Annotated in this window: 14 protein-coding genes; 6 read left to right on the top strand and 8 right to left on the bottom strand. The window is 41.4% G+C overall.

The window, feature by feature from the left end; translation table 11 throughout:
- Window positions 1–12: 12 nt before the first annotated feature.
- From FHG64_RS13955 to FHG64_RS13935, 5 genes are all read right to left on the bottom strand, one after another.
- The gene (locus FHG64_RS13955; protein ID WP_246054117.1) at window positions 13–696 is read right to left on the bottom strand and encodes a uracil-DNA glycosylase family protein; all 684 of its coding nucleotides are present in this window, start codon (window positions 694–696) and stop codon (window positions 13–15) included.
- An 8-nt stretch (window positions 697–704) separates the two neighbouring features.
- On the bottom strand, window positions 705–4,154 hold the full coding sequence (locus FHG64_RS13950) for a pyruvate carboxylase (RefSeq protein WP_139066979.1): 3,450 nt from the start codon (window positions 4,152–4,154) through the stop codon (window positions 705–707).
- Between the two features lie 155 nt (window positions 4,155–4,309).
- The gene (gene yaaA / locus FHG64_RS13945) at window positions 4,310–5,071 is read right to left on the bottom strand and encodes a peroxide stress protein YaaA (protein ID WP_139066978.1); all 762 of its coding nucleotides are present in this window, start codon (window positions 5,069–5,071) and stop codon (window positions 4,310–4,312) included.
- A 201-nt stretch (window positions 5,072–5,272) separates the two neighbouring features.
- Window positions 5,273–6,331 carry an RluA family pseudouridine synthase gene (locus FHG64_RS13940; protein ID WP_139066977.1) on the bottom strand — a complete coding sequence of 353 codons (1,059 nt, stop codon included), beginning with the start codon at window positions 6,329–6,331 and terminating at the stop codon, window positions 5,273–5,275.
- The gene (locus tag FHG64_RS13935) at window positions 6,318–6,947 is read right to left on the bottom strand and encodes a PASTA domain-containing protein (RefSeq protein WP_139066976.1); all 630 of its coding nucleotides are present in this window, start codon (window positions 6,945–6,947) and stop codon (window positions 6,318–6,320) included. Before FHG64_RS13935 ends, FHG64_RS13940 begins: the two co-directional genes overlap by 14 nt.
- 101 nt (window positions 6,948–7,048) lie before the next feature.
- On the opposite strand from FHG64_RS13935, the gene FHG64_RS13930 reads away from it, so the two are divergent.
- The gene (locus FHG64_RS13930) at window positions 7,049–8,023 is read left to right on the top strand and encodes a D-alanine--D-alanine ligase (protein WP_139066975.1); all 975 of its coding nucleotides are present in this window, start codon (window positions 7,049–7,051) and stop codon (window positions 8,021–8,023) included.
- 59 nt (window positions 8,024–8,082) lie between these two features.
- Window positions 8,083–8,535 carry a pantetheine-phosphate adenylyltransferase gene (gene coaD, locus FHG64_RS13925; RefSeq protein ID WP_139066974.1) on the top strand — a complete coding sequence of 151 codons (453 nt, stop codon included), beginning with the start codon at window positions 8,083–8,085 and terminating at the stop codon, window positions 8,533–8,535.
- Window positions 8,536–8,540: 5 nt separating this feature from the next.
- On the opposite strand, the gene FHG64_RS13920 is transcribed toward coaD, so the two are convergent.
- A complete protein-coding gene (locus tag FHG64_RS13920; protein WP_139066973.1) occupies window positions 8,541–10,832 on the bottom strand; it encodes a TonB-dependent receptor in 2,292 nt (763 codons plus the stop codon).
- Between the two features lie 228 nt (window positions 10,833–11,060).
- Here FHG64_RS13920 and FHG64_RS13915 point away from each other — a divergent pair, with 228 nt between their 5' ends.
- A complete protein-coding gene (locus tag FHG64_RS13915) occupies window positions 11,061–12,812 on the top strand; it encodes a M14 family metallopeptidase (RefSeq protein ID WP_139066972.1) in 1,752 nt (583 codons plus the stop codon).
- On the opposite strand, the gene FHG64_RS13910 is transcribed toward FHG64_RS13915, so the two are convergent.
- Window positions 12,780–13,403, bottom strand: a complete 624-nt coding sequence (locus FHG64_RS13910; protein ID WP_139066971.1) for an NUDIX hydrolase — start codon at window positions 13,401–13,403, stop codon at window positions 12,780–12,782. The two genes, FHG64_RS13915 and FHG64_RS13910, sit on opposite strands and share 33 nt — an antisense overlap.
- A gap of 7 nt (window positions 13,404–13,410) precedes the next feature.
- On the opposite strand from FHG64_RS13910, the gene pyrE reads away from it, so the two are divergent.
- Together pyrE and FHG64_RS13900 are read left to right on the top strand one after the other, a co-directional pair.
- The gene (gene pyrE, locus FHG64_RS13905; protein WP_139066970.1) at window positions 13,411–14,052 is read left to right on the top strand and encodes an orotate phosphoribosyltransferase; all 642 of its coding nucleotides are present in this window, start codon (window positions 13,411–13,413) and stop codon (window positions 14,050–14,052) included.
- 1 nt (window position 14,053) lies between these two features.
- Window positions 14,054–14,446, top strand: coding sequence for an SRPBCC family protein (locus FHG64_RS13900; RefSeq protein WP_139066969.1), 393 nt, complete (start codon window positions 14,054–14,056; stop codon window positions 14,444–14,446).
- Here the strand turns inward: FHG64_RS13900 and FHG64_RS13895 are convergent.
- Window positions 14,443–15,174, bottom strand: a complete 732-nt coding sequence (locus FHG64_RS13895) for a biotin--[acetyl-CoA-carboxylase] ligase (RefSeq protein ID WP_139066968.1) — start codon at window positions 15,172–15,174, stop codon at window positions 14,443–14,445. The two genes, FHG64_RS13900 and FHG64_RS13895, sit on opposite strands and share 4 nt — an antisense overlap.
- Window positions 15,175–15,268: 94 nt before the next feature.
- On the opposite strand from FHG64_RS13895, the gene rsfS reads away from it, so the two are divergent.
- Window positions 15,269–15,640 carry a ribosome silencing factor gene (rsfS, locus tag FHG64_RS13890; RefSeq protein WP_139067979.1) on the top strand — a complete coding sequence of 124 codons (372 nt, stop codon included), beginning with the start codon at window positions 15,269–15,271 and terminating at the stop codon, window positions 15,638–15,640.
- Window positions 15,641–15,657: the final 17 nt, after the last annotated feature.

The raw sequence follows: 15,657 nt of genomic DNA, 5'->3' as shown, positions 1-15,657 counted from the left end.
CTGTCCCTATTTTTAAAAATAACCTTTATACTGCAAGACCCTGAAATCAATAGTATTGAATTCAGGGTCTTTTAGTTTCATATTTTTATAGTGCTGCATGCTTCCCACTGCCCGGTTTGCAGTTCCAGATGGAGCCGTCAAAGAAACGGTTTTGATGAGCCTTCCATCCAGCACGAATTGGTGTACCCGGGGCACTTCATTAGATATCACCTTTAAGTTTATATCTTCCTCACTTTCCCTTATATGCCTTCTAAAGAAATATTCAGGACCATTTTTGCTGTTGCCCCCGGTGAACAACAAGGTATCGATTTTTGGATGAGCTTTTAAGATCTGCACCATATTACGCATTTCCACCTGTTTCATTCCAAGATCGGAGGCATCGATCTTTTCCCTGCGACTGCTCTCTACCATATCGCAAATCCCAATCCCTCTTTTTCGAAGGAAATTTTCTCTTTGTTCAATAGCCTCTGTAGTGTTCTCAAACTTTAAATTGAGGTCAAACATTTTATCGAGGATTATCCAAAGGAGTCCGTCCCTGCTGCCATAACAAAAATCCACATCTCCTTCTCTTAGCTCCCCCGTGGTGAACCTTGGAGGAGGAAGTGTGCCCACGATCAATTTGGTGGCATTTTCAGGAATAAAAGGCCTGTAGGGATGTTGATGATGAAATATCTCTTGCTCCTTTTTATTATCCATATGGTATCTTATTTCATTACAACCACAAGATCATCGGCAAAGACCATTTCTCCTGCCGGTAAAACCACTTTCTCAATCTCCCCGGCCGTATTGGAAGTAATGGTCGTTTCCATTTTCATAGCTTCAATTATGAAAAGCGGTTCATTCTTTTTGACCTCCTGCCCGGCCTTCACAAGAACAGAAGCCAGAGATCCCTGTAAAGGCGCTCCAACTTCTTTTGGATTACTCTTATCAGCTTTTACGTGGCTTACTTTCTCAACTTTTACCGACCTATCCTTAATCTTTACAGCCCGCGTTTGCCCATTTACTTTAAAAAACACATCTACAAGTCCATCTTCATTGGCTTCCCCAATGGACATAAGTTCAATGAGCAGGGTCTTCCCCTTATCCATTTCCACAATGATCTCCTCACCGGGTTTCATACCGTAAAAGAAGTTCTTCGTGGGAATCGTGATAATGTTTCCAAATTCCTTGTGATGGTTATAGGCATCTGTAAAGACTTTTGGATATAATTTATAAGAGAGAAAATCTGTTATATCAAGGCTTCTTCCCATTCCCTCCTTAAAATTTTGCCGGAACTCTTCAAATTCGGTTTCAAAATCAATTGGTTCAAGGTGTGCATTTGGCCTTTCGGTATAAGGTTCTTCATCTTTCAGGATGATCTTCTGGATCTTCTCAGGAAATCCTCCTACCGGTTGGCCAAGATCTCCCTTAAAGAAACTTTTTACCGACTGAGGAAAGGAGAGGCTTTCTCCTTTTTCCAGGACATCCTCGATACTAAGATTGTTACTTACCAGGTACTGCGCCATATCTCCAACCACTTTGGAGCTGGGGGTAACTTTTATAATATCACCAAAGAGGTCATTCACCTTCTCATACATTTGGGTAATCTCATAGAACCTGTCTGCCAGACCAAGCGATTCCGCCTGCGGCTTGAGGTTGGAATATTGCCCGCCCGGGATCTCATTCTTATAAACATCAGCAGATCCCGCTTTGAGTCCGCTTTCGAAGGGATAATAATAACTTCTTACAGCTTCCCAGTAATGAGAATATTCATTGAGCTTTTCAATATCAATATCGGGGGTGCGATCTTCGGTTCCCAGCATTTCCACGATCGAATTGAAATTAGGCTGGGAGGTAAGACCGGAAAGGCCTCCCAGGGCAACATCCACAACATCCACACCGGCTTCAATAGCTTTTAAATAAGTAGCAGCCTGTATGGAAGAAGTATCGTGAGTATGTAAATGTATAGGAATACTTATTCTGGATTTAAGGGTTCCAATAAGTTCCTCTGCTGCATAAGGCTTCAATATTCCAGCCATATCCTTTATCCCAAGTATATGGGCTCCTGCGTCTTCCATTTGTTTTCCAAGCTCTACATAATATTCGAGGGTATATTTGGAACTTTTGGGTTTTAGGATATCCCCGGTATAACACATTGCTGCCTCGGCCAGGCCATTGGTATTATTTCTCACATATTTTATGCAGGGTTCTATAGACTGCATCCAGTTGAGCGAATCAAAGATCCTAAAGACATCCACACCATTCTCCCAGGCCTCATTCACAAATCTTTCAATTAAATTATCTGGATAAGCAGTATACCCTACTCCATTTGAGCCTCTTAGCAACATTTGAAGCAATACATTTGGCATTGCTTTACGAAGCAATTGCAGGCGTTCCCAGGGATTCTCCTTTAGGAATCTAAGCGCGACATCAAAAGTAGCTCCTCCCCATACTTCCATGCTGAAAATCTGCGGATGGTTTTTGGCAAATCCCTCGGCCACCTTCATCATATCATAGGTTCGCATTCTTGTGGCCAGCAAGCTCTGGTGGGCATCGCGAAATGTTGTATCTGTGAATTGGACCTTCCCCTGGTGGCGCAGCCATCTGGAAAATTTTTCAGGCCCCTGCTCTGTAAGTAAATCTTTGGTTCCCTTTGGATACCCTGCATATTCATCAAATTTGGGCACTTTTGGCGTGAGGAATTTCTTATGTGGGTCTATTTCACGTACATCTGGATTGCCATTTACGGTGATATCACCAAGGAATTTTACCATTTTTGTCGCCCTGTTCCTGGTTTCCCTTATTTTAAAGAGTTCCGGATTATCTTTAATAAAATTCACTGTAACCTTTCCTTCCCGAAATGTGGGATGCTGCAGGATATTATCAAGGAATGCCATATTGGTCATCACCCCTCTCACCCTGAATTCTGCCAGGGCCCTTCTCATTTTCCTACAAGCCCCGTCCAGTGTCCTGCTGCTGGCTGATACCTTCACAAGCATGGAATCAAAGAAAGGAGAGATCTTTACCCCCTGGTAAACACTTCCCCCATCCAAACGTATCCCAAAACCTGAAGCACTCCTGTACGTAGTGATAGTACCATAATCTGGTTTAAAATCGTTGGTTGGATCCTCTGTAGTGATCCTGCATTGCAATGCATAGCCATTGGTTTCAAGCGAATCCTGGTCTTCTATCTTTATTTGCTTATCACTTAGTTTATATCCTCCTGCAATGAACAACTGGGTTTTCACCAGGTCTATATTGGTAATTATCTCTGTTACTGTATGTTCAACCTGAATCCTTGGATTTACCTCTATGAAATAGATCTCCCCATTTTCAACAAGGAATTCTACTGTACCTATATTATTATAATTTACTGCCTTACAAATACGCAATGCATAATCATAGAGCTTTTCCTTGGTGTTTTGATCCAGGCCCAGGGATGGGGCAAATTCAATTACCTTTTGATAACGCCGCTGGACCGAACAATCCCTTTCGAAAAGGTGCACCATGTTGCCATGATTATCTGCAACGATCTGGATCTCAATGTGCTTTGGATTCTCTACAAATTTCTCGATGAAAACAGTGTCATCCCCAAAGGCATTTCCGGCTTCCCGTTTTGATTCAGGAAAGGCAGATCTTAATTGATCCTCATCACGTATCACCCTCATTCCACGGCCCCCGCCACCACTGGCGGCTTTAAGCATAACAGGATACCCAATTTTTTGAGCTTCTTCCAGGGCAATGTCCAGGGAATCGAGTTCGCGGTCATTACTCTGAATAATAGGGACCTCATTTTGTACGGCCACCTCTTTAGCCCTCACCTTATCCCCAAGGGATTTTAATACTTCAACCTTGGGACCAATAAAAATAATTCCATTCTCTTCACATTGTTTTGCAAACTCAGCATTTTCAGATAAAAATCCGTAACCGGGATGGATGGCATCCACCTCATTCTTAAGAGCTACCTGTATGATTGCATTTATATTAAGGTATGGTTTAAGGGGGTCTTTATCCTCCCCTACCTGGTAAGACTCATCGGCCTTATAGCGGTGTAAGGAATACCGGTCTTCAAAGGTATAGATACCCACTGTTTTAATTCCAATCTCTGTGCAGGCCCTGAATATTCTTATTGCTATCTCTCCCCTGTTTGCAACTAAAACTTTCTTTATTTTCATTACCGGAATGTATTTTAATTAGATATCATTTTTTGAAAGTTATTAAATATATCCCTCATACCCGAAGCAACTACAGGAGGATGGGGTTAATAAAAAGTTAAAAATAAAATAGCCACCCGTAGGTGGCAATTAATATCTAATTATTATTCAGGAGTTTACCTGGTAAATACCAGTTCATTCTTCTTTTTTGATTCTTCTGCGCTAAAACGGTAATCCATATAATCGAAACCCTTAAGTCCTTCTATAGTTTTAATGTCTTTATCCATAACATATCTTACCATTGCTCCTCTCGCCTTTTTTGCAAAAAAGCTAATGATCTTTAATTTGCCATTCTTATAATCCTTAAAAACAGGAGTTACTACCGGCACCTTTAATTTTTTAGGATCCACAGCTTTAAAATATTCATTACTGGCCAGATTAATAAATAATTCATCCTCCTCAAGTTCTTTATTGAGATAAGCGGTTATCTTTTCTTTCCAAACAGCGTACAGATCATCTTTCCTTTCAATACCTATTGAAGTCCCCATCTCCAGCCGGTAAGGCTGCATAAGGTCCAAAGGGCGCAGGATACCGTACATTCCTGAAAGTATCCTCAGGCTGTCCTGCAGGCGGTCCAGTTTTTCCACGGGAAGGGTATAGGCGTCAATACCACTATACACATCACCGTCAAAAGCATATATGGCAGGACGGGAATTTTCTTTGTTGTGATCTTCTTCAAACTCCTTGTAGCGTTGAGAGTTAAGATCTGCCAACTTGGAACTTATGTCCATAAGCTCTGCAATCTCAGTTTTTGTTAGCCTGGACAACTTTCGGTTGATCTTTGCTGTAGTTTCAGGGAAGGCTGGTTGGGTTCCCCGCGTCGTGGGAAGTTTGCTCTCGTAATTTAAACTTTTGGCGGGGGAAATAACGATCTTCATATGTGATTTGGTTTACTGTCACCCACAAAAATACACTACAACAATGAAGATCCCACAGGATTTCATTATTTGTTACCAATAGACTTATTGATAGCTTCTATAGACGCGTGAGGGATAGAGGCATTGTTGGAGCTCTCCCTTCTTTTTCGAAGGGAAGCGACTGCCGAAAGCCCGACCCCAATTTTTCATTGGGGAAACGCCCTAATCATCACCAAAATCCTTTTGATTTTTAGAGTAATTACGCCATTTTTCAACACAGTCTACCATGTCCTGGGGCAGCGGGGTTTCAAAGCTTAACCATTCCTTGGTGACAGGATGAGTAAACCCAAGTGTCTTTGCATGCAACGCCTGCCGGGGAAGGATCTTAAAACAATTCTCAACAAATTGCCTGTACTTCGTGAAGGTAGTTCCTTTAAGGATCTTATCACCCCCATATCGCTCATCATTAAAAAGGGTATGCCCTATGTGTTTCATATGCACCCTAATTTGATGGGTTCTTCCGGTTTCCAGTTTACAGGAGACGAGGGTTACATATCCAAGACGTTCCAAAACTTTATAATGGGTAACTGCAGGTTTTCCCATATCTTCCTGCTCTCCTGTATAAACTGTATTTTGGAGGCGGTTTTTGGGATGGCGGCCTATATTTCCTTCGATAATCCCCTCATCCTCTGTGACATTGCCCCAAACCAGAGCTACGTATTCCCGGGAACTGGTCTTCTTAAAAAATTGCTTTGAAAGATGCGTCATGGCAGCCTCTGTCTTGGCAATTACAAGCAGTCCACTGGTATCTTTATCTATTCTGTGTACCAGGCCTGGACGTTCACTGCTGTTATTTGGTAAATTATCAATGTGGTAGACAAGTGCATTAATAAGGGTGCCGCTATAATTTCCATGGCCGGGGTGTACTACCATTCCCGCTGGTTTATTCACCACCATAAGGGATTCATCTTCAAAGATGATATCCAGGGGAATATCCTCTGGGGTAAGAAGGAATTCATAGGGAGGGTGTTCAAACATCACCTGCACCACATCTCCCGGTTTAACCTTATAATTGGACTTTACCGGTGTATTATTTACGAAAATGTTACCATCCTTTGCCGCTTTCTGGATCTTATTCCTGGTAGCATTCTCTATGTAGTTCATTAAATATTTATCCACGCGTAACGGCTGCTGGCCTTTATCTGCAGTGAATTTATGATGCTCGTAAAGATCATCATCCTGGGATTCCAGTTCCGGGTCTATATTATTAGAATTCGTCATTTATATCACTCTCAAATTCATCATTCTCAATAAAAGTATCTTCCTCCTCTTCATCCTCTCCCCGGTACCTGCCCGAGCCATCACCTACCACCAGGTCAATGACAGATGTTTTCATCAACTCATCACCCGGCTCAATAAGCCTGCCCTTATGCCTTAACTCCAACACATCTGTACCTATATCTGGCTTTTCTGTAATATCGCCTATTTCAAATCCAAGGGAGCGAAGGGTTGGCTCCACCTGCCTGCGGGTTCTTCGCACCAGGTCCGGCACTGCAACTTTTCGGTATCCCGAAGGGTTAAGCGTAAGATATATCTTCCTGTTTTCCTTTACATGTTTTCCCGGTTGGGGCACCTGCTCAATTACGGCATACCTTGGATAATCGGGATTAAAATTGGCTGAATCCAGGATCTCATACCTTAGATCAAGTTCAGCCAGGCGATCTTCTACCACATCTAAGGATAACCTTGACAGGTCTGGCACTTCGATACGTTGATCTTGATTTGTGCTGTACTCCAACCACTGGAGAGCAAGAAACGCCACTATTACCAGCGCCAAAATTGCCAGGCCCAGTTGAATTAAAAAGGCCTTGCTGAAAAGAAATTTAAAAAAGCTCATAGATTTTTAATAATAGGCAAAGATATAAAAACGGCTGACTTTTGGTGGCACCCGTGAATAGTCATATTTTTGTTAACGAAAATCAAGCCAATTTATTAGGTATGAAGAAAAATATTGCCATTGCAATGGGCGGCTACTCCAGTGAATACCGCATTTCCATCAATAGCGGAAACGTGGTTTATAAAAACCTGGACCGCGACCTGTACCAGCCTTACCGGGTACATATTATGCAGAAAGAATGGTTTGTGGTGGCAGATGATGATACTCCTTACCCTATAAATAAAAGTAACTTCACGGTTAAGATTAAGGACAAGACGATAGTTTTTGATTGTGTTTTCAACACAATACATGGCACGCCCGGGGAAAATGGACTTTTACAAGCCTATCTCGACCTTGTTGGAATCCCGCAGACTTCCTGCGGATTTTATCAGGCGGCACTTACTTTTAATAAGAGAGACCTTATAAGTGTACTGCGACCTTATGGAATTAAAACCGCTGCAAATTACTTCCTTAACAAAGGTGAGGAGATCAATGCAGAAGAGATCGTAGAGAAAGTTGGGTTGCCCTGTTTTGTAAAGGCTAATAAAGCAGGTAGTAGCTTTGGAATTACAAAAGTTAAAAAAGCTGAAGACCTGGAACAGGCTGCCAAAGTTGCTTTTAAAGAAGATGATGAGATCATCATAGAATCCTTTCTGGATGGTACCGAAGTTTCTGTTGGAGTGATCACCTATAAAGGAAAAGTAAAGGCTTTACCGGTTACAGAGATAGTTTCTGAAAATGAATTCTTCGATTATGAAGCCAAATACCTTGGAAAATCCCAGGAGATCACCCCTGCAAGGATCACCGATGAGCAAACCAGGGAAGTACAGGAAATAGCCAAACTTATTTACGCAAAACTTAAAATGAAAGGGCTTACAAGATCTGAATTCATTTTTCATAACGGCGAAGCCCATTTTATAGAAATGAATACAACCCCCGGCTTGAGTGAAGCGAGTATTTTACCCCAACAAGCTGAAAAAGCGGGCATAAGCCTCACGAAGCTTTTTGGGAGCACCATAGAAGCTGCACTCAAATAATCAGCTTAATTTAAATTATATTTACCAAGAGAATTTTATAAAAAAACACCAATCAGGCAATGAAAAAAGCAGTCTTTCCAGGTTCCTTTGACCCAGTCACGCTTGGGCATGTAGATATAATAGAAAGAGCTTTGCCTTTATTTGATGAGATCATCCTTGGAATAGGTGTCAATTCAGATAAAAAATATATGTTCAGCCTGGAGGAGCGGGTAAATTTTTTGAACGAAACCTTTAAGCAAGAGAAGAAAATAAGGGTGGAAACCTATACAGGTCTCACTGTTGATTTTTGTAAAAAAGAAAATGCCGGTTTTATTTTACGTGGGTTACGAAATGCGCTGGATTTGGAATTCGAGAAGACCATAGGCCAGGCAAATTTTGAAATGGCAGGGATCGAAACCGTATTCTTAATTGCCTCCCCGGGAAAAGGACATATTTCCTCGACAGTGGTTCGCGACATTAAAAAGCATGGTGGGGATTATGGGTTTATGGTACCGGCTATTGTAAAACCATAATTGGATTAAAAGATATAATTCAACCCCACCCCTGCAAAATAGTTCCTGTCATTGCCGGGATAATAATATCTTGGAGCTGCCCCTCCAAATCCCACCGCGTTGGGCAATACACTTGCCGCATAGTTCTCATCAAATACATTGTTAACCCCTGCGCTTAAGTTAAGACGGAGGTCTTGAATTATTGCCAGGTCATAAACTGCTTTTACATTTAGGACACTGTAAGGATTGGTAAAAGCATTGTTATCATCATTTAGCGGAATTTCTCCAACCGCGAGGAGGTTATTGAACAGCCTAAAATTGCCATACCCCGCATCCAGTCCAATGTTAACTGTATATTCCGGCACGCCGGGTAGCTTGTTACCGCTAAAATCATTCTCCCTGTCCAGGTATTCGTCGAATTCGAAGAAGTTAAGAGCTCCATTCACGTATGGCCTAAGGCGCAATTTGTTGCCGGTGGAAATATTATAACTCACAAGGAACTCTGCACCATTATGATGAGTGCGCCCGGCATTGATCCCTACATAGCGATCCTCAGCCACTCTTTGTGCTACCAGCAAGTCCCTTACGCGTATGGAGTATAAAGCAACCTCTGTATATAAAGCATTATTAAGCCAGTTGCCTTTAAAACCAATTTCATAATTAAAGCCTTTTTCGGTTTCAAGGCTTGTGTTGATCTGTCCCTCTGGCGTAAGGGTTTCAGCTACCGTGGGAGTTGAGAATCCATGACTAAGAGAGGCATAAAGGTTTTTTGCATTCCCTATTTCATATGATGCCCCAAGTCTTGGGGAGAAGATGGCATTGAACCTGTAATCTCCGGTTTGGTCTACCTCGTCCTGTACAAAAAGGTCGGTTAGGCTGTATTGGGTAGAGTTTAAATTAAAACCGGCCTCGAGATTAAGGCGGTTCGTGACCTCCAGTCGCACCTGGCTAAAGAAATTAATATAATTACGATCCTGCTCATTGTTACTCAGCCTTTCTCCTAACACACTTCCCTGCCCCTCGAATTCGCGGTATAAATTCTCAAAGGTTCCGGTCTCATACCATTCCTTGTAATATTCTGCTCCAAAACTCAATTGCGAAGGGATTCCCAACATGGAAGTTCCCCAGTTAAAACGTGTCCTTGCACCGGTGGAGACCTGCTCTTCCTTAAGTATATCAAAAGGCCTGGGTTCATAGGCATCCCTAAAATTCAGGAATACGCTGGTGAGGTTTGTAAAACTGCCTGAAAAATTATGCTCATAAGAAGCGCCAAGCATTCCGCGGTCATAGGATTCAAAACCTCTTGAAGCACCCCAGGTAAATGCCGCTGTTGTGGGTTCATTTAAAAAATCATCTTCATTAATCGAACTGGGAATATAGGCTTTAAGCCTGGTAAAGTTTGCCAGGATACTAAGTGTATTGCCGGCAGTAGTTTTAAGTCGGGCGCTGGCAAGCGCCGACTGCCTGCTGTATTCCCCGTTATCCCGGTACCCATCTGTCCTTAAGTCATTATAATTAACAAAAATGGAGGAGTTGGAAGAACCATGGGATGCAGTAAGGGTTTGCTTTCTCATATTATAACTTCCAAAAAGGGACCTTACCTCTGCCCGGGTTTCATTTATAGCGGGTTCCCTGGAATAGAGATTTATAACACCTCCCAGCCCTGCTCCATAAATACTGGAATTTGGGCCTTTGATGATCTCCACTCCCCCTAAAGCTTCGGGATCAATATCATCCAGGGTAAGCTCCCCTTCAGCACTGGTCAGGGGTATTCCGTCAAAATAAGCCTGTATCCTGTTGGTGCTATACTGGGACCTGGCGCCAATCCCGCGTATATTAAGTTTAGTGGTATTGAGAGCCCCCTGGTTCACATAGATCCCGGGAACATTATTAAAAGCCTGCGCGAAATTGGTTTGGTCTATACGGGTAAGGTCTTCTGCAGAGATCACTCCTACCGCAGCGGGAATCTTTCTAAGTTCAGCCGGCAAAAGGGTACTTCTTATAATTACTTCTGAAAGACCTTCAGCAACAGGATCAATAGTAATATTCAGGAACTGCTCTCCGGTTTCAACAGGTAGCGTCCTGTTTGCATATCCTACTGCTGAAATTTTCAGTGTAATGGGAAAACTATCTACAGCCAGCTGAAATTCTCCTGCTGCATTGGTTGTGGTGGCAGCACCTGTTTCAGAAATAAGAATATATACATTCTCTAAAGGTTCTGCGCTGGAACCGTCTATAACAACTCCCCTCACTTCCTGGGAGAATACATGGGTTACTGAAAAAGTGAAAAGCAGTAGGAGGATTATAAATAATTTCAATAGATATATTATTAGGCCAACGGCCAATTAAAAAATAAACAGCAATTTATCCCCTCTTGCATCACAAAAAGGCCGCATAAAATTAATTTTTTAATTTGGGGAGACGAAAATTTCGGCCAAGGATTAGTGAATCTTTAACAGGAAAAGGTTTTCTTTAGCCCGAAATAATAAGTTTTGGCTGCTTTAAGAGATTTAAGTAGTTTTATAGCATTAACCCGGAAGGCTCCTATGAAAAAAATCTATGCAATTTTCCTTGCAGCTATCTGTCTCTCTTCCTGTGATCTATCTAAATATAAGCTGGTAAAGGAATATGATTTTACTACTGTTTTTGAAAGCTCAGAGGGTAAGGAAACGGCCACCTACAGCGAAGTTATAGATTATTACCGGCAGCTCCAGGAGGCCTATCCTTCTATAAGCCTTGAGGAATTTGGAACTACAGATAGTGGCGAGCCTTTACATGTGGCTGTTTATAGCCCCAAAGAAGAATTTGATCTCGATAAAATAAGGGAGGAAAATAGCATAATCTTTATCAACAATGGAATTCACCCAGGGGAAAGTGATGGGATAGATGCTACCATGATGTTATTCAGGGACCTGGCAGAAAAGAAGATCACCACTCCCAAGAACACAATCCTGGTTACAATTCCCATATATAATATAGGAGGAGCACTTAACCGAAATTCGACCTCCCGTGCCAATCAAAATGGCCCTGCAGAATATGGATTTAGAGGAAATGCCCGCAATTTTGACCTTAACAGGGATTTCATTAAAGCCGACACTAAAAACACCCGTAGTTTCGCAGAGATATTCCACCGGGTAAAACCTGATATTTTTGTAGATACTCACGTAAGCAACGGTGCAGATTATCAATATACCCTTACCCATCTTTTCACCCAAAAGGATAAGCTAGGCGGGGAGCTGGGAGAGTATTTGCATAACAGGATGATGCCCGCATTTGAAGAATCCTTATGGCAGCACGACTGGGATATAACCCCGTATGTAAACGTCTTCAATACTGTTCCAGATGATGGTTTCGTACAATTTCTTGATAATCCAAGGTATTCCACTGGATATGCCGCTTTGTTCAACACCCTTGGTGTCATGTTGGAAACCCATATGCTTAAACCTTATAAAGACAGGGTAAATGGAACTTACAGATCTCTTATCTCACTTATAGATGTTTCTGAAAGGGATTGGGCAACAATAAAGGACTTGAGGGCAAGAGCACAGCGTAAATATCTTACCGAGCGTTATTACCCTGTAAATTTCAAGGTTGACAGCAGCAACGTGAGTAAACTTCAGTTTAAGGGATATGAAGGTGAAATTTTGGAAAGTGAACTTACCGGGGGGCAGCAACTGCAGTATAACAGGGAAAAGCCTTTTGAAAAAGAAATAGATTATTATAACAATTTCCTCCCGGCTGAGAGGATTGAGATCCCCAGGGCATATGTGATCCCGAAAGGCTGGTGGAATGTAATAAACATCCTGAAAGCCAATAAAGTAGAAATGAGCAGCTTTCCCCGCGATACTGTTTTACAGGTAGAAACATATAGAATTGAAGATTACAAGACCAGGACCAGCCCCTTTGAAGGCCACTACCCTCATTATAATACCAAAGTAAGCAAAAGTGTTGAGAGAGTCACTTTTAGGAAAGGAGATGTTTATATAAAGACCTTCCAGCCTGGGGTGAGATACCTCATTGAAACCCTGGAGCCAATCACTCCCGATTCGTTTTTTAACTGGAACTTTTTTGATAGCATCCTGCAGCAAAAAGAAGGCTTTTCACCCTATGTCTTTGAAGATGTAGCTGTAAATTTCCTTGCTGAAAACCCAGAAATCCAGGAGGAATTCAACGATCTAAAAAGGAAAGACAGTGAATTTGCCGGCAACTCCTACGCCCAGCTTAAATGGATATATGAAAGATCGGGCCACTATGAAAACACCCATTTACGCTACCCGGTTTTTAGAGTTAGCCGCTAGATATTCCTTAGGAAATAAAAGCTTAATATTGGAATAGGACTTGGTAAGCGCCTTCTGGCTTTTTTCCAGATCCTTCCATTTCGCCTTTTTTATGCCTTCTTTAGTCTCTGGCACAAGCTCGCCTTTAAAATCGCTGTACATCTGATACCAGTGGGTAACCTTGATCTTGAGTTTATCTTTACGTTTGAAGATGTGATAGGTTTCCTTAAGAAAAGAGGTGATCTTTAGATCCCTTATGCCGGTTTCTTCCATGACTTCCCGTATGGCACTATCCTCAAGGGTTTCCCCCTTTTCAACTTTTCCTTTTGGAAGGTCCCAGCGTTTATTACGGTAAATAAAAAGGATCTCCCTTTTATCATTATAAACCAGTCCCCCTGCTGCAGTAACTACAGGGAGCTTTTTAAATAAATGCTTTAAGAGTTTTTGCTCATCCTTATGGTAAAGATTCACAAACATTAACTCGCCCTTATTAATTTTCTTTATTATTCTTTTTAATTTCACTGTTTTTATAGGAAATGAAGAATATTTTTCCCCAAAATCTTTTTTTGTTGACAGGATTATAGGAATGTCATTTACAAAAACTTTATACATTTGCAGTATGATTTTAAATAAAGAAACAGCTATTAAAACGGCTGAGTTATTATTGCAAATTAAAGCAATAAAATTAGAACCACAACAGCCCTTCACATGGGCCAGTGGATGGAAGTCCCCTATATATTGTGACAACAGGATCATCCTTTCTTATCCCCCTATTAGAAACTTTGTGCGAGAGCATTTCGCGCGGCAAATCGAGGAATTATATGGAAAGCCTGATGTTATTGCCGGAGTGGCTACAGGCGCTATAGGAATTGGGATGCTGGTTGCAGAGTATATGAACCTTCCATTTATCTATGTACGGCCGGAAGCCAAAGGCCACGGCCGTAAAAATCAAATAGAGGGGATCCTGGAAAATGGACAGTCTGTGGTTGTAATTGAGGACTTAATAAGCACGGGGAATAGCAGCCTTAATGCAGTAAAAGCCCTGAAGGAGGCCAATGCTAATATTAAAGGCATGCTTGCCATATTTTCCTACGGCTTCCAGGTTGCTGAAGACAATTTTACCGAATCCGGTATCGAACTTCACACCCTGAGCAATTATGAACACTTAATAGATACCGCCTTAAAAACAAATTATATTAATGCATCTGAAGCCGGGACTTTAAAATCCTGGCGGCAAGATCCAAGTAACTGGAAACCATAATATGAATTTAGAAAGCCAAAAAGTAACTACGCAAAAGAGTCAGCAGGAAATGTATAATTTCCTAACGAGTGTTGAGAATTATGAACAGGTAATGCCTGAGAGTCTTGAGAAGTTTGAAGTTACAGCAGAGGATACTTTTTTATTCTCTTTAAAAGGAATGCCTCAAATAGAACTGCAAATAAAAGAAACAAGGGAGCCCGAGCTGGTAGTTCTGGGTTCGACATCAAGTAAATTTGACTTCACCATAGACCTTGTCATTGAACCTGCAGGAGAAGATCAAAGCGAGGTGCAGCTGTTTTTTAACGGTAATTTCAATGCCATGACAGCTATGATGGTGAAAGGACCTCTTAAGAAGTTCATCAACACCTTAAGTGAGAATATCCAGAATGTTTAAAACAGGAGTTTTAATTCTTTAAGATCGAATTTTTTAATAATATTATCCTCCACCTGGACCGTTAAGAGCCCTGTGGGGGATATTCCTTTTATGATCCCTGTCAGGAGATCCCCGGAAGGCAATTCAAAGGTTGAAATTTTATCTTTCCGGAACAATACCTGCTCATATTGTCGCAGGATCACCTCTGCCGGTAGTTCACCAATATTTTTCATCGTCTTTTCAACTTCACTTATTATTAAAGAAAGTACCCGGTCCAGGTTAAAATCAATTCCCGTGGTGTTCCTCAATGAGGATGCTTTTGGTAGGCCGGGGAAGTGTTGTTGATTCACATTTAAACCAACACCAATAATACAAGCCGCGATCCTGCCACCAGAAAGTATATTTTCAATAAGGATCCCTCCAATTTTAAAATTTGCTGCCATTATGTCGTTAGGCCACTTCAGGCTTAATTTATTAATATTGAAGGAATTCAACACATTTATGATCGCCAGGCCTACGCCGACACTAATGAGAAATTGGCCCGGAACCTCCACCCCTGGAGAAGGATAAATAATGCTGAAGGTAAGGTTTTCCCCCGCATTTGAATCCCATCCAGCACCCCTTTGCCCCCGGCCCCTGGTTTGTTCTACTGCCGTGATCACAACAGGGGAGGTTTCTTTGTTGGCCGCAAACCACTCCCTGGCAAAATTATTTGTAGATTCAGTGGCACTAACTTTGATAATACGCATATATAATATGGACCGGTTTATGCAGTTAAATGTTCTGTTAACAGACCGTGAAAAAGACTAAAAAGTAATAACTTTGCGTAAAGAAATAAATTTAATGGCAAAAAAAGAAACGAACAACGATCAACTTGTAGCTCATATCATAAAAGGAATAGAAGAAGTTAAAGGAAATAACATAGAAATTCTTGACCTAAGGGAAATTGATAATACCGTTTGTGATTATTTTGTTATCTGCAGTGGAACTTCAAATACGCAGGTAAACGCCATAGTAAACTCCGTACAAAAAATAGTTAGCAAATCTCTTAAAGATAAACCCTGGCACATTGAAGGTAGTGAAAATGCTGAATGGGTATTGATGGATTATGTAACAGTCGTAGTACATGTTTTCCAGAAGCATATTAGAGAATACTACGACATTGAAAGTTTGTGGGGTGATGCCAAAACCACTTCAATACAAACAAATTATTAAAAGTTAACAAAGCAAGA

Source organism: Antarcticibacterium flavum (assembly GCF_006159205.1).
Taxonomy (GTDB): domain Bacteria; phylum Bacteroidota; class Bacteroidia; order Flavobacteriales; family Flavobacteriaceae; genus Gillisia; species Gillisia flava.
This window is presented reverse-complemented; position numbering and strand designations above follow the sequence as displayed.